A 14,665-nucleotide genomic window follows, 5' to 3' on the forward strand; every position below is an offset into this window, starting at 1 on the left:
GCATTGAGGAATGACGAAAAAACGCATTTTTATCACCGGCGGCAGTGGCTGTGTGGGTCATTATCTGGCGGAAATGCTCATTCACCAAACCGACCATGAATTATTTTTTTTAATCCGTGATCCCCACAAGCTAAAATTCAATTTTCAAAGCCGACCAGGGGTACATTTAATTTCAGGTAATTTACAGGATACTACCCCCTATATCAAACTTTTGCCGAGTATGAATAGTGCCATTTTACTGGCAACCCAATGGGGGGGAGAAGACACATTTAAGGTGAATTTAACAGGAAACTTAAGTCTCATGCAAGCCCTCAATCCGCAGATATGTGAGCAGGTGATTTATTTTTCTACCGCCAGTATTTTGGATCAAAATTTGCAATTACTCCCCCAAGCCAAAACCCTGGGTACGGAGTATATTCGTTCTAAATTTATGTGCTATGAACAATTACCAACCCTCCCGATTTATCACCGGTTAACCGTGGTGTTTCCCACGTTGATTTTTGGGGGGGATAAGGATAAACCCCCTAGCCATATTTCCACCGGTTTAGACCAATTACCCCGTTATTTGCGGTGGGTGCGGTGGGTACGGGCGGATGGCTGTTTTCACTTTATCCATGCCCAGGATATTGCCCAAATTTTACTGTATTATCTTGCCCATCCTTCCCAAGAATTTCGCCAGTTTGTATTAGGAAATGAGGTGATTTGGCTGAATGATGCGGTGCAGGAATTGTGTGATTATTTTGGGGTCAGGATTCCCCCTTGGCGGTTGAATTTAACGCCCCGGCGGGTCGCTTTCTTCATGCGGGTTGCCCGGTGGTTGGGGGCACAGTTCATTCCCTGGGATGATTTTTGTGCGGAATACCGTTATTTTCGTTACGAGCCGGTGGTGCATCCGAGTCGTTTGGGGTTGCCTTCTCGCTGTCAGACGCTGTCGGAATTGTTGGGGGTTTTAGGCAGTAGTGTTGAATGTCCGTAATAAAACTTAACATAAGGGGTCAGGGTTATCCTACGAGCGGCTCTACCCCTACGAGTTCCATGAAGCTACAGTGTCGGCCTATTTCTATTTGTAAATATCGCAACTTGTCAATCAATTCATAGGTCTTATTGTGACCTATCTCCAGCAATCTTAAAATTAGATAACCAATCAATACGGCATAAATCTGTAGCCGCACACCATTCTCATTCTTGGTAATGATTCTATCCAATTTCAAGTGCATCTTTAGTGCCTTCCAAAGCAACTCAATTCGCCAGCGCAAACGATAGGCTGAACAAATCTCTTCATCCGTCATCGAAGTCACGTTAGTCGCTAGCCTATATTCTGTGTTTTCCTCTTCATTAAAAAATTGAATTACCCGAATATCCGGATTGTCAGGTTGCAACTTCATATTATTTCTAATCCGCACAATAAACAATGTATTTCGTTTACACATTTCGTCCATTAATTTCCAGGAAGCAAAACCCCTATCCATGATACCAACGGCATTCTCAGGTATCGTCCCAATCACAAGATGCCCAATTTTATGGTCATTAGTCTTTCCAAATATAATTGATTCGTCACCGATATTGCCCTCATTTATATCCAGGCCAAGCGTCAATTTTACCTGCTTGTAGTGCCAGAATAATTTGCTGGTCAGGGTGATAATGGTAGAATCTAATGGGAATAAGTGCTTAAATTCACCTTGATGATGTTTAAGCCGTTTTTGCAGTTCTCTTAGGATCACTTGAAACGGCTCGGTGCTACGATGTTTACACGCCTTAGAAAACGTTGATATGTCAACTTTAAAATTGAGATGATTCAAGAGGAAGAATAAGCCCCGCATGGTGGCGACTCTTGCATCTAAAATGAAGTGCATCCATATGAGTACAAACAAGCGAGTATCCAAGACTGGATAGTCGTTTTTGGGAAGAAGGTTCAGCAAGGGCTTGATAAGTCCCTGAATTTGTCGTCTCATAAAAATACTGTTACTCGTGGTTTCTACCAATCTAAAATACCATTTTTAGTCTCCCTTTTCCACCCTTTCGTTAACATTCAACACTACTGGGTTTTAGGGATTCCTGGTACTGCCTAACCTTCCCGCAGGATTTGGGGCACTTGGAAAAAGTGGTCTTCCGGGGCGGGAGCAATTTCCAGGAGTTTCTCCGTCAGGGTCGAGGGCACGGGTTGGTCGGGACGCAGGACATTGGCGGTATTGACGGCGTGGGCGGTGGGGGGTACATCCGCCAAATCCAGGTTTTGTAATTGCGCCATGTAGTCCAAAATCGCCCCCAATTGACCGCTTAATTCTGTAATTTCAGCCGGGGTGAGTTCCAACCGGGCGAGGTGTGCCAGATGGGCGGTTTGTTCTAGGGTGATCATGGTGTTTTTATCAAAATTCCCGCAACTGTATTATAGGGCATTTCTCAACATAAATTTCAGGGCTGTCACTACCCATTTCTGCATATCAGAATCACCCTAAGTTTGAGCTATTTTTGCACGGGAAATAACAGCAAATAATTGCGCATAAAATTCCTTCAGAGTTGCCCATGAACCCACCTTGATTTGCTAAGTGTAAAATTTACCCTAGCGTATGGGAGCAAATCCCGCCTCTTTGATTAACTTTTGCCCCTCATCGCTGAGGAACATATTGGCGTAGGCGACCCCAGCCTGTTCATCCAGGGTGCCATCCCGGCGAATGATAATAAACAACCGGCGGGTAATCGGATAACTCCCATCCGTAATCACCGCTGAATTGACTTCCTTGCCCCCAATATCCGGCGATACATAGGGTGACCCCGCCTCTTTCGCCAGGGGCACAATGCGTACCATCTCCTGCCGCACCACTAGGGGAATGTTGGCATAACCGATGCCCCCAGGGGTAGCTCCCACCTGACGCAGGGAATGGGTGGTGTCCCGAATTTCCCGCACGTTGGGTCCCAGATTTTGCCCCAGTAGGACATCCTCTTTGAAAAAGTCCACCGTGCCCCCGGCTTGCAAATTGCGGCTGAAGGGCACAATGGGCAGATTTGGTCCCCCCACCTGTTGCCAATTGGTCACTTTCCCCGTGAATATATCCCGCACCTGCGCCACCGTTAAACCGGGGATTTGCACCCCCGGATGGACATAAATGGCGAGGGCATCGTTGGCGATGGCGACCTGCTCCAGCCGAAACCCCCGGGTTTGCGCCCGCTGAAATTCACTATCCTTGAGGGGACGGGAGGACTGCCCAATCGCCAATTGACCGTTGATCAGCATCTCAATCCCCGCCCCCGAACCGGGTTTCCCCCCCGGCGGCTCCACATAACGCAGGCGAAAGTTGGGATGGGCTTGGTAAATGAGATTATTAATCCGCTCGGAGCGTAAGGGGGCAAAGGTGGTGGAATTGCCATAGTTAAACGTGCCACTGGGTACATTCGGTACTTGCGCCAAGGTGGAAACCGTAGTAATCCCTGAGGCACTGGTGGCTGGCGCAACTGAGGTGGCTTGGGTCGGGGCAGAGGGACTGGGACTGACTGCCGGGCTGGCAACCGGACTAGGGGAAGCCGTAGGCGATTGGGCGGGTGGGGGAGAAGCCGGGGAAACGACAGGGGACTTGTCCTGCCGGGCAAACTGAGTGAGTACCCAATAACCACCGCCACCCAACACCGCTATCCCAGCGACCGTCGCCAGAATCGGCATCAAGGGCAATCCCTTCTTCAGTCTGTAGCCGCAAATCTCACACTTGGACGCATTTATCGGGTTGCGTTCGTAGCCGCACTGGGGGCATTTCACATAGCTATAGTCCTGTGCCATTACCCTAAACCCAAATGTTTATGGTTCCATATTAATCATAACCGCTCTCATTGGTGGGAATCTCAGAACGATTTTTGGCGATCTCCCCTAAACGTGGGCAGTGCCAGCTTTGTCGGTGCTTTGAGCGGGTTTCCTGCTCGATTAACCAACAGAAATTCCCCAGAACCAAGTACAGGGGTGGTGCCTCCTATTGTTCCTCTTGCTGAACAGCCCCCTACATTTACTTTTGTTTCCCTATTGAATCAAAATCAGGAACAATGGTTTTCCTTGGCAGGGCTGAATGCCCGGGAAATCATCCTCTCATCAGAGACCTTCTTGTGTACCACGGTGCCAGTGAATCAGGAGCAAGAGGAAGCCAAATCCTTTACCCTTTTTGTGCCGGGTTCAGAAGGGCGTGTGCAGATACCCATGCAAACCTATTGGCAACCCGGGCAATTCCTGGAATGTAAAGGGGAAACCGGTGTGAGCTTGCGATAAAACATAGGGTTGCGGTAGAGGTGCCCTGCTGTTAAAACAATTTGAAGTCAAATTCATCCTCCTCCGCCTGCCGTTGTCGCATCTTTTTGGGGTCAGGGGCAAAGGTCAACCACAACGGAAACTGTAACAAACCTACGGGCACCGTCCCATCCCCCTCATCCATGACAATAAAGGGCACCAAATCCTCCCGTTCCAACCGATCCGCCTTTTGCGCCAAAGCCTCTGGGGACTCAAACAGCAAAATCCCCCCGTCCGCCCCAAAGTCCGCCCGACTGATGCCTAGGCAGTCTTGTAAACCCCGTCGCCATTCCCCTAAACGTTCGGGGCCATTGGCGAGTACTAATACCCGCAGGTCAATATCATACAGTTGCCGCAGGATAGAAATAATCGCCGCCGTGACCAAGATATTTTGCAACCGACTGCCCAAACTCCGCAGGGCACCCCGGCCCCCCTGTTCCAAAAACCACCGGCGTACCCGTTCCTCATGCACCGGCTCAAAGGTACGGCGCAATTGCCACGCTGGCCCGTAGTAATCCGGTTGGGTGCGGTATTGTTCCAGACATTCCTCGATCACCTCCACTTGGTCGGCATAGGTGGCGGCGGCCAATTTCAAGGGAGCGGCTTTGGCAGGCACCGGGGAGGGGGGTTCCGGCTCCACCACCGGGGCAGAGGGAGGGGCAGGCAGGAGGGGCAATTCCTCCACACTGGCGACCAAATCCTGCAACGCCCCCCGCAGGTAATCCTTGAACCCCTGCACCCGCACGGCAATATCCTGGGAAGCCCCGGCAAAGGTCGAGCGCATTTCCTTTTGGATACGTTCCTGCCGCCGTTCCAACTGTTCGATGCTAATTTGCAGTTTTTGCTTGCGCTCTTCTAACTCCCGCAGTGCCTGGGGCAACACCTGCTGGTACTGACTTTGCACCTGTTGGAGTTGGTTTTGCCAGTCCGCTTTTTCCGCCTGCAACCGGGCAATTTCCGCCTGCAATTCTTGAATTTGCGCTGTCAGCGCGGCGACATCCGAGGGTTCCATCAAGCGGTTTCTCTAGGGGGACAATAGTGGGCAAGATAACGGCGCAAAGCCACCGGGTCAAACAAAACCGGCACAAAATGAATGCGGTCATGCTCCCGAAAAAATAAAATCACCGGCAGACCCGGCCAAAACAAATACCAATCCTGCCAGTCCTGGTAGGGAAATGCTCGCAGGGGTTGCCCGTTACGGGTCAAAACCACCGCCGTTTCCGTAAATGTCCAGCGCAATACCGTAGTTTGCCACCCCAAAAAGCCAGCGAGCACCCCTAGCCCCAAACCCGTCGGCCACGACCACACCGCTACGGTTGCACCCATCGCCGCCAACCCCATCGCTACCCGATAATCCGGGTCAAGGGTCAACGGCACCGTCAGGGTGGGGGAAGTAGTCTGCATCGCTGAATGGGGGGATGTTTTATCTGCTTTATCTAATTGTAAAGAAAGTGTAGCCGAAACCGGCGTTGCCCCGCTTGCCCTCTACAATAAAGGCAACCCTGTGCGGCCGTTTGGCTGGGATTTACCATGACGTTACCCCCCCAAGAAGCCCTAGCGGGCATTAAGGTATTAATTTTCATGGCGCGGGCCGACGGCATTTTTCGGGCGGAGGAGGAGCAAATTCTCCTGGAAACCTACGAAACCCTGGGGTTGCCCCCGGAAGTCTCACTTTTGGATTTGGTGCGGGAAGACATTGACCTGGAGGCGGAACTGGCGCACATTACCACCCCCGCCGCCCGAGAGCAGGTGTATGCGGCCGCTTTAGCCCTCGCCTGTGCTGACCGCAACCGCTCGCCGGAGGAACGGGAAGTGCTGGCACGGATCAAAAACGCCTTTGCCGTCGCTACTCCCAAAACTGACCTGTTGCAACGGTTTATGGACGACACCCGCAATACCCTGTTACCGGCGGAGATTGCCCCGATCAGCGACCCGGCGGAACGGGACAAAACGATTGAGCAAGTGATTCAAAACTACGCCATTTTTACCGCTGTGTTGGGGGCTTTTCCCATTCCCGGCGTGGCTTTGGTGGTGGATATTGCCATTCTCACGTTTCAGTTGAAAATGATTGAGGAAATTGGTCGCTACTGGGGCTACACTACCAACCGCAGAGATGCCGAACTCCTGCGGGACGGCATGGTGGGGGGCATGGGGGTGTCCCTGTTTCGCATCGCCATCAGTAATGCAGTGAAACTGATCCCCGGTTGGGGCAGTGTGGTGGGGGCTTCCCTCTCCTACGCTTCCACCTGGGCGTTTGGTAAAGTGGCGAATCAGTATTACGCTTCCGGGGGCAAATTGGATGCCCAAGCCCTGCAAGCCGCCTTCAAACAAGCCCGTAAGGAAGGAGAAAAGATATACGAACAAAACAAAGCCGAAATTGCCAAAAAACAAGAGGTTTACGCCAGCCAGATTACCGAACTGAATGAACAATTGCAACAGGGCACCATCACCCAGGAACAATACCAAGCCAAACTCACTGAATTAGAGCAACAATTGGGGGCAAACTAAGTCGCAATGAACCTGAGAAATCTGGGGGCATAATGGTTCGGGAGTTCACCCTCAAACATACGGCTGACCGCACCTAAACCCACCGATGCCAGTTCTATACTGGTAAAAGATTCCTGAAAAACCCCTGATTCCTGGTGATTTTCTATGCAACCCAACGACCCGAATAAATTTACCGAAAGTGCCTGGAATGCCATCGTCCAAGCGGTGGAACTGACCAAACAACAGCAACAGCAACAAATTGAATCCGAGCATTTATTATTGGCGCTCCTCAATGGGGAAGGGTTAGCCAATAGTATCCTGCAGAGGCTGAATATCAACCCCCAACAATTGCGGGACAAAGTGGAAGCCCTGGTGCGCCGCAACCCCAAAATTACCGGTGGGGATGGGCAGGTTTATATTGGCAATAGTTTAGATAAACTACTCGACCGGGCGGAACAATATCGGCAAGAATTAAAGGATGATTTTATTGCTGTTGAACATCTGGTTTTAGCCTATACTCAAGATGACCGGTGCGGCAAAAAATTGCTTCAGGAATTTGGGGTCAGCGGGGATCGCAAACTTAAGGAAATCATTCAACAAATTCGGGGGAGTCAAACCGTGAAAAGTCGCAATGCCGAAGCCAATTATGAAGCCCTAGAAAAATATGGTCGTGACCTGACCCGCCAAGCCGCCGAGGGGAAACTTGACCCGGTGATTGGTCGGGACGATGAAATTCGCCGTATGATCCAAATCCTCTCCCGGCGCACCAAAAATAACCCCGTCTTAATCGGTGAACCGGGGGTGGGGAAAACGGCGATTGTGGAAGGTTTAGCCCGGCGGGTGATCAGCGGGGATGTGCCCGAATCTTTGCAAAATCGGCGGGTGATTAGTTTAGATATGGGGGCGTTAATTGCCGGTGCCAAATATCGGGGGGAATTTGAAGACCGATTGAAAGCCGTCCTCAAAGAAGTGACCAGTTCCGAGGGGCAAATTATTCTATTTATTGATGAAATTCATACGGTGGTCGGGGCGGGTGCCACGGAAGGAGCGATGGATGCCGGGAATTTACTCAAACCCATGCTTGCCCGGGGAGAATTGCGCTGTATCGGGGCAACGACCCTAGACGAGTACCGCAAATATATTGAAAAAGATGCCGCCTTAGAACGCCGGTTCCAGCAAATTTATGTGCAAGAACCCAGCGTAGAGGATACGATTTCCATTTTGCGGGGGTTAAAAGACCGCTACGAAACCCACCACAATGTAAAAATTTCCGATTCCGCCTTGATTGCCGCCGCCACCTTGTCCAATCGTTATATTAGCGACCGGTTTTTACCGGATAAAGCCATTGATTTGGTGGATGAAGCCGCCGCTAAATTAAAAATGGAAACCACCTCCAAACCGGAGGAATTAGACGAGATTGACCGGAAAATTCTCCAGTTAGAAATGGAGCGTTTATCCCTGCAAAAAGATGAAAATCCCTCCGCCAAAGAACGTCTGCAAAAACTGGAGCGGGAACTGGCGGAATTGAAAGCCAAACAACAGGAATTAAATGCCCAATGGCAAGCGGAAAAAGAAATTCTTGACCAACGCAAAGCCATCAAAGAAGCCCTCGCCCAAATTGATGTGGAAATTCAGCAGGCGGAACGGGAATACGACCTGAACCGGGCGGCGACCCTGAAGTATGGCAAACGGGCGGAATTGGAGAAAAAATTACAGGCTACGGAGCAAAAATTCCAGGAATTGCAAACCTCCGGTGTGAATTTATTGCGGGAGGAAGTGACCGAGGCGGATATTGCCGAAATTATTGCCAAATGGACAGGGATTCCGGTGGCGAAATTGGTGGCTTCCGAAAAAGAACGGCTGTTGCACTTAGAAGAAGAATTACACCGGCGGATTGTGGGGCAAGAAGCGGCGGTGACGGCGGTAGCAGAGGCGATTCAGCGTTCCCGGGCGGGGCTTTCTGACCCCAATCGTCCCATTGCCAGTTTTATTTTCTTAGGACCAACCGGGGTGGGGAAAACCGAATTGGCTAAAGCCCTGGCTGAGTATTTATTTGATACCGAAAATGCCCTGGTGCGGATTGATATGTCGGAATATATGGAGCGGCATACGGTCGCCCGGTTGATTGGGGCACCACCGGGGTATGTGGGCTACGAAGAAGGGGGGCAATTGACAGAAGCGATTCGCCGTCGTCCCTATGCGGTGATCCTGTTTGATGAGATTGAAAAAGCCCACGAGGATGTGTTTAATATCATGTTGCAAATCCTAGATGATGGGCGGTTAACCGATTCCCAAGGGCGCACGGTGGACTTCAAAAATACGGTGATCATTATGACCAGTAATTTGGGTTCCCAATACATTCTTGACCTGGCGGGACAACCGGAAAAAGATGAGGAATTACGCCAGCGGATGTTAGAGGTTTTACGGGACAATTTCCGCCCGGAATTTCTCAACCGCATTGACGAAACCATCATCTTCCAAAGTTTAACCAAGACCCAATTGCGGCAGATTGTCACCCTGCAAGTGCAACGACTGCAAAAACGCTTGGCGGAGCAAAAAATCAACCTCGAACTGACGACGGCGGCGGTGGATTTTCTCGCCGAGGTGGGCTACGACCCGGTGTACGGGGCACGCCCGTTGAAACGCGCCATTCAACGGCATTTGGAAACCCTGATTGCCCGGGAATTGCTCAAAGGCACGTTCCAGGAGGGGGACACCATCCGGGTGGACGTGGTGGCGGAGCGGTTAGCCTGCCAGCGAGTGTAAAGCTTTTTCACAGGTTTGTCCGCCCAGCCGGGCGAGATGGTAGGATGCCAACCAGTGATTAAGTGGGATACCCCTATGACGCTAAATTTGGAAACGCCCGCCCCGATTTTTGGTGGCAGTACCGGCGGTCTGCTCCGCAAAGCTGAAGTTGAGGAAAAGTACGCCATTACCTGGACAAGCAAGAAAGAACAGGTGTTTGAGATGCCCACTGGTGGTGCCGCCACCATGCGGGAGGGGGACAATCTCCTGTACCTGGCGCGCAAGGAGCAATGTCTGGCTTTGGGCACGCAACTGCGGACAAAATTCAAAATTGATTACAAAATTTACCGCATCTATCCCAGCGGAGAAATCCAGTTTATCCATCCCGCCGATGGGGTGTACTCCGAGAAGGTGAATGCGGGTCGTCCCTACGTGGGCAAAAAAGACCGGCGGATTGGGGAAAACCCTGACCCTGCCAAGCTGAAATTCTCCGGGCAAAACCCCTATGATGTTTAACTTAATTGAGTTAAATTAAATCTCACCGTTCTTACTCTTCTTACTCTACCGGCCACCCGCAAGGGGTGGTTTTTTTGTGATTTTTGTACAGTTATAATATACATCTGAATTGTGAGTAAAAATTTATACTTATAGCGATCCTACTTGATTAACAAACAAGAATTCTCCAGAACCAAGGACGGGGGCGGTGCCCCTGCGACCCCCCTGTTTCATTCTCATTTAGGATTGCTATATAAGTAACAAGGTGATGAAAACCCCGCCGGGGTACTGCCCTGCGACTCTTGATTTTCTAGGTCGTGTTGATCTTTTACAGTCATTTCGGTTTAGAATGCGACACTAACTTGTGTAATAATTACGAATGACTTCGGTGGTGCCAGGGGGAGCGTACATCCTCAATTTTTTCAATTTTTTTAATGCGCTAAAGTCATGCTCAATATCATTGAGGTCTGGGGAATAAGTTGGTAAAAATAATACGATATGCCCCGCCGCTTCCACTAATTCTCGAATGCGTTTCTTACGATGAATCGGTGCATTGTCCAAAATTAACACCGATAGTCTCGTCAATGCTGGTAATAAATGCACCTCTAACCATCGCTCAAAAGTCACCGCATCTAAACTGCCGTCAAATAGCATGGGAGCAATTATAGTCATTTCGGTTTAGAATGCGACACTAACTTGCGCAATAATTACGAATGACTTCATCAATGGTGGTACCAGGGGGAGCGTACATCCTCAATTTTTTTAATGCGCTAAAGTCATGCTCAATGTCATTGAGGTCTGGGGAATAAGTTGGCAAAAATAATACGATATGCCCCGCCGCTTCCACTAATTCTCGAATGCGTTTCTTACGATGAATCGGTGCGTTGTCCAAAATTAACACCGATAGTCTCGTCAATGCTGGTAATAAATGCACCTCTAACCATCGCTCAAAAGTCACCGCATCTAAACTGCCGTCAAATAGCATGGGAGCAATTAAATCCTTGCTATGTTTGCGCCGACCCGCTACGAGATTCTCTCGTTTATACCGCCGTCCCTGACGCTCTCCATAAATCTTTTTTCCCCGTTTAGCCCAACCATAAATCAGACTGACGAACCTCTCAAAGCCCGTCTCATCAATAAATAGCAGACTTTCTATCCCATACTTCTTGATTAATTCTCTCAATGTCCGGTAGTGTAATATTCTATCGGAATGATTTCTTTCTCGATAGCGAAACTGTTTTTTTTCTCGTGATATTTAGCCGCTTCAATTGATAATATATTGAGCTTGGCACTACCCCAAACTCTTGTGCTCTTTGCTGAAGAGTCTTATCGGGGTATTTCTCCACATCTTGATTCAGTCTGGCAATATCGATTTTCCTCTTCCTTCTCACTACTCTCGTGCGCTCCAGATTGGGTCTGTCTAGCCACCGGTACACGGTTGCTCGGTTGATGCCGAAGATTCGCGCCGCTTTCGTGATACTATTCCCGTTCTCAATGAAACTTATCACCTTTTTCCGTAAATCCAGACTGTAACACATCCTGATTCTTCTCCTTAATTCCTACTTCTCTTCTATCTTACACCCTCTTCTCATAAAATGTTGCATTTTTATTAAAAATGACTATAAATCCTTGTTTGCGCCGAGCCGCTACGAGATTCTCTCGTTTATATCGCCGTCCCTGACGCTTTTCCCCGTTTAGCCCAACCATAAATCAGACTGACGAACCTCTCAAAGCCCGTCTCATCAATAAATAGCAGACTTTCTATCCCATACTTCTTAATTAATTCTCTCAATGTCCGATAGTGTAATTTTCTATCGGAATGATTTCTTTTTCGATACCGAAACTGTTTTTTTCTCGTGATATTTAACCGTTTCAATTGATAGTATATTGAGCTTGGCACCACCCCAAACTCTTGCGCTCTTTGCTGAAGAGTCTTATCGGGGTACTTCTCCACATCTTGATTCAGTCTGGTAATATCGATTTTCCTCTGCCTTCTCACTACTCTCGTGCGCTCCAGATTGGGTTTGTCTAGCCACCGGTACACGGTTGCTCGGTTGATGCCGAAGATTCGTGCCGCTTTGGTGATACTGTTGCCGTTCTCAATGAAACTTATCACCTTTTTCCGTAAATCCAGACTGTAACCCATTCTGATTCTTCTCCTCAATTCCTACTTGTCCTCTATCTTACACCCTCCTCTCATAAAATGTTGCATTTTTATTAAAAATGACTATATCAACCCAAGGGCTTAATCCGCCAGCACATCGGGGGCTAAGGTTCCCTGCGCCACTGCGGTCACCGGCCCGGTCATGGTGATGGCAAAATCCGGGGCAATCTGAATCGCCAATTCCCCCCCCGGCATCTCGACGGTAACTTCGGACGCACATAACCCCAACCGATGCACGACGGCGGCGGCGGCACTGCTACTGCTCCCGGAAGCCAGGGTGTAACCCGCCCCCCGTTCCCAAATCTCCAACCGCAGTCGTTCCGGGGACAGCACCTGCACAAACTGCACATTGGTGCGCTGAGGGAAGAAGGGATGGGTTTCCAAGTCTGGTCCATAGGTCTGCGCCAAGTCCGGGGTCGTCTCCGGCACCACAATCACACAGTGGGGATTGCCAATGGTAGCCGCCGAGAAGGTAAACTCCCGCCCCTGCACCGCAATCGGCTCCTGGAGTACCTCCCGGTCTGCCCCGGTCACCGGAATCAACCGGCTCTGAAACGACACCCGCCCCATCGCCACCTGCACCTGCCGCCCGGACTGCTGTACCTGCGCCTGCACCCGCCCCCCCAGGGTTTGCACATAGAATGGTTGCTCGCCCACCTTGCCCTCGTCCCAGAGATAGCGGGCGAAAATCCGCAGACCATTGCCGCTTTTTTCCGCCTCCGAGCCGTCCGGGTTAAAAATCCGTAAGCCCAACTCTCCCCCCGGGGCGGGCAAAGGTCCCAGCAAAATCCCATCGCTCCCCACGCCAAAATGCCGGTGGCACAACCGTTGGATCACCCCAGGATGCAGGGCAAACTCCAACCGCTCCGGGTCAAGCACCAGGTAATCATTCCCCAGGGCATGGTATTTCCAAAAAGGGGTCGCCAACTAATTCGACTCCTCTTCGTACTGCCGTTGGGGCAAGTTGACCGGCGGTTGGTAGGGTTCCGCCTCCGCCCAGGCATCGCTTTCCAAATCCACCTCCACTGGCTCCGGTTCCAAAGGCTCCACATACGCCGCCTCGACCCGCCGGGGGGCTTTGCGGGCAGGACGGGTAGCGGGTACCTCCGGTTCCGCCCAATCCTCTTCTGTGCGTGTCCGCCGCCGTTCACTGCTGGGGGGACTGCCACTGCCCAGGCGATTTTCATAGCTCACCGGGGTAGGGAGATAATTCGGGTCATCCTCCCGCTCCCAGGGGGGTTTGCCAATCCCCACCGCCTCCAGCCAACCCCGGGTGAGTTGGTTGAGCCGCTCCTCCGCCCCTTCAAAGACGATCAGTTTGTCCGCCCCCACGCTCACTACCTCGTCCACGGACAACTCATAGGTGCTGAGAAACCGGGCGGGAATCCGGGGCACCCCCAAGGAATCAATTACCAAATGGGAAATCCGCCCATCCGCCACCGCAAATTCAAAATCCCGCACCTTCCCCAAAAATTCCCCGGTTTCCGTCACCACCTCGCTCCCCACCAAGCGGGTGTAGGGGGTCAGGTCGAGTTCTTCCAATACCCGGTCATCCTCCACCAACACCACATCTCCAATCTGCCGCACGTGTTCCAGCCGCAGGGAATGGCTGGGTTCCCCCGGCAAATAATTATTCACCAGGGAATCTTTAATATCTAAAGCCACCACCTGCCACGCATCCACATCGCACCAGACCTGGCTGACCACCCCCAATCGTCGCCCCCGGTCACGGGTAATCACTTGGCAATCAATCAGTGCCGAACGAAAACATACCTGGGTCGTCGCTTTCATAAAAGTAAGGTGCCGGTGAGACAATCCAGCCCAAAGGCTATCTGTCTATCTTAACGGGATTTGTTTTTATTGTTTGTTAAGAGCCGGTGGTCTGCATGGACAGCCGTTCTTTCAATTGCCGCAGTGCGTCTGCCCAGCGGGGGTCGGGTTCCGTCGCCTCGTAACTTGTGCTAGGCACCGGGGCACTGGTGGACTGGGCTGGGGCTTTGCGCCGGTTCTGTTGCCGCTGGCTGTTGCGGTTGGGGGCATCCCGCCGGGGGGTGGGGCGTTCCACCGGGGTCGTGGCTTTCACGGGTTTGGCGACGGGTTCGCTGACCGCTGGGGCTTCCGGTTCTGGGGTGTCCTTGGTGCGGGGCAGGGCTTTTTCCACCTTCAGGGCTTGCTCCCGAAAGGTCTGCCCGTTGAACCGGCTCACCAGGCTGTCCGCCTCCGCTTCCGTTTTCACCGTGATAAAGCCGAAACCCCGGCATTTATTGGTCTTGCGGTTGGTGATCAGCTTCAGGGATTGAATCTCCTGCGCCTCCCGGAACAGGGCATCCAATTCCTGTTTGTCCACATCTTCGGGCAAATTACCCACATAAATCCGCACAGTCATAGAACACCTCCTAAATTGGGTACACAGTGGGGAAACCTAAGCACATTTGGGGACATGGTAAATGGTTCACTGATAGGCAGGATTAGGCAAACAAAATTGTGACAAATCCTCGCAATCCGACGGT

At 51.1% G+C, this 14,665-nt stretch carries 13 protein-coding genes and 3 pseudogenes; 5 read left to right on the plus strand and 11 right to left on the minus strand.

Features of this window, described 5'->3' with window-relative positions; all coding sequences use genetic code 11:
- Window positions 1-10: 10 nt before the first annotated feature.
- Complete coding sequence (locus MLD66_RS07050; protein WP_247216391.1) at window positions 11-976, plus strand: NAD(P)-dependent oxidoreductase; 966 nt, start codon at window positions 11-13, stop codon at window positions 974-976.
- A 25-nt stretch (window positions 977-1,001) separates the two neighbouring features.
- On the opposite strand, the gene MLD66_RS07055 is transcribed toward MLD66_RS07050, so the two are convergent.
- From MLD66_RS07055 to MLD66_RS07065, 3 genes are all read right to left on the minus strand, one after another.
- Window positions 1,002-1,952, minus strand: a complete 951-nt coding sequence (locus MLD66_RS07055; RefSeq protein WP_247214935.1) for a transposase — start codon at window positions 1,950-1,952, stop codon at window positions 1,002-1,004.
- Window positions 1,953-2,065: 113 nt separating this feature from the next.
- On the minus strand, window positions 2,066-2,356 hold the full coding sequence (gene gatC / locus MLD66_RS07060) for an Asp-tRNA(Asn)/Glu-tRNA(Gln) amidotransferase subunit GatC (RefSeq protein ID WP_247216393.1): 291 nt from the start codon (window positions 2,354-2,356) through the stop codon (window positions 2,066-2,068).
- 204 nt (window positions 2,357-2,560) lie between these two features.
- Window positions 2,561-3,769 (minus strand): substrate-binding domain-containing protein, encoded by a 1,209-nt coding sequence (locus MLD66_RS07065; RefSeq protein WP_247216395.1) that lies wholly within the window; start codon window positions 3,767-3,769, stop codon window positions 2,561-2,563.
- A 180-nt stretch (window positions 3,770-3,949) separates the two neighbouring features.
- On the opposite strand from MLD66_RS07065, the gene MLD66_RS07070 reads away from it, so the two are divergent.
- Window positions 3,950-4,246, plus strand: a complete 297-nt coding sequence (locus MLD66_RS07070; protein ID WP_247216396.1) for a hypothetical protein — start codon at window positions 3,950-3,952, stop codon at window positions 4,244-4,246.
- 31 nt (window positions 4,247-4,277) lie between these two features.
- Here MLD66_RS07070 and MLD66_RS07075 read toward each other — a convergent pair whose 3' ends face one another.
- Window positions 4,278-5,276 (minus strand): DUF3086 domain-containing protein, encoded by a 999-nt coding sequence (locus MLD66_RS07075; protein WP_247216399.1) that lies wholly within the window; start codon window positions 5,274-5,276, stop codon window positions 4,278-4,280.
- A complete protein-coding gene (locus MLD66_RS07080) occupies window positions 5,276-5,668 on the minus strand; it encodes a DUF3119 family protein (RefSeq protein ID WP_247216401.1) in 393 nt (130 codons plus the stop codon). Before MLD66_RS07080 ends, MLD66_RS07075 begins: the two co-directional genes overlap by 1 nt.
- A 126-nt stretch (window positions 5,669-5,794) precedes the next feature.
- Here MLD66_RS07080 and MLD66_RS07085 point away from each other — a divergent pair, with 126 nt between their 5' ends.
- From MLD66_RS07085 to MLD66_RS07095, 3 genes are all read left to right on the plus strand, one after another.
- Window positions 5,795-6,772: a hypothetical protein gene (locus tag MLD66_RS07085; protein ID WP_247216403.1), complete on the plus strand. Its 978-nt coding sequence runs from the start codon at window positions 5,795-5,797 to the stop codon at window positions 6,770-6,772.
- Between the two features lie 144 nt (window positions 6,773-6,916).
- Window positions 6,917-9,517: an ATP-dependent chaperone ClpB gene (gene clpB / locus MLD66_RS07090; protein ID WP_247216405.1), complete on the plus strand. Its 2,601-nt coding sequence runs from the start codon at window positions 6,917-6,919 to the stop codon at window positions 9,515-9,517.
- A 75-nt stretch (window positions 9,518-9,592) separates the two neighbouring features.
- Complete coding sequence (locus tag MLD66_RS07095) at window positions 9,593-10,012, plus strand: photosystem I reaction center subunit II PsaD (RefSeq protein WP_247216407.1); 420 nt, start codon at window positions 9,593-9,595, stop codon at window positions 10,010-10,012.
- 336 nt (window positions 10,013-10,348) lie between these two features.
- On the opposite strand, the pseudogene MLD66_RS07100 reads toward MLD66_RS07095, so the two are convergent.
- The 6 genes and pseudogenes from MLD66_RS07100 to MLD66_RS07125 form a co-directional block, all read right to left on the minus strand.
- Window positions 10,349-10,657: pseudogene (locus MLD66_RS07100) on the minus strand (transposase); the annotation flags it as partial.
- Between the two features lie 25 nt (window positions 10,658-10,682).
- Window positions 10,683-11,529 (minus strand): annotated as a pseudogene (locus tag MLD66_RS07105) (IS630 family transposase).
- An 82-nt stretch (window positions 11,530-11,611) separates the two neighbouring features.
- Window positions 11,612-12,137 (minus strand): annotated as a pseudogene (locus MLD66_RS07110) (IS630 transposase-related protein); the annotation flags it as partial.
- 99 nt (window positions 12,138-12,236) lie between these two features.
- Complete coding sequence (gene dapF, locus MLD66_RS07115; protein WP_247216409.1) at window positions 12,237-13,082, minus strand: diaminopimelate epimerase; 846 nt, start codon at window positions 13,080-13,082, stop codon at window positions 12,237-12,239.
- The gene (locus MLD66_RS07120; RefSeq protein WP_247216411.1) at window positions 13,083-13,946 is read right to left on the minus strand and encodes a PRC-barrel domain-containing protein; all 864 of its coding nucleotides are present in this window, start codon (window positions 13,944-13,946) and stop codon (window positions 13,083-13,085) included.
- 76 nt (window positions 13,947-14,022) lie between these two features.
- A complete protein-coding gene (locus MLD66_RS07125; protein WP_247216413.1) occupies window positions 14,023-14,541 on the minus strand; it encodes an RNA-binding protein in 519 nt (172 codons plus the stop codon).
- Window positions 14,542-14,665: the final 124 nt, after the last annotated feature.

This window comes from Synechococcus sp. C9 (assembly GCF_022984075.1).
Lineage (GTDB): Bacteria > Cyanobacteriota > Cyanobacteriia > Gloeomargaritales > Gloeomargaritaceae > Gloeomargarita.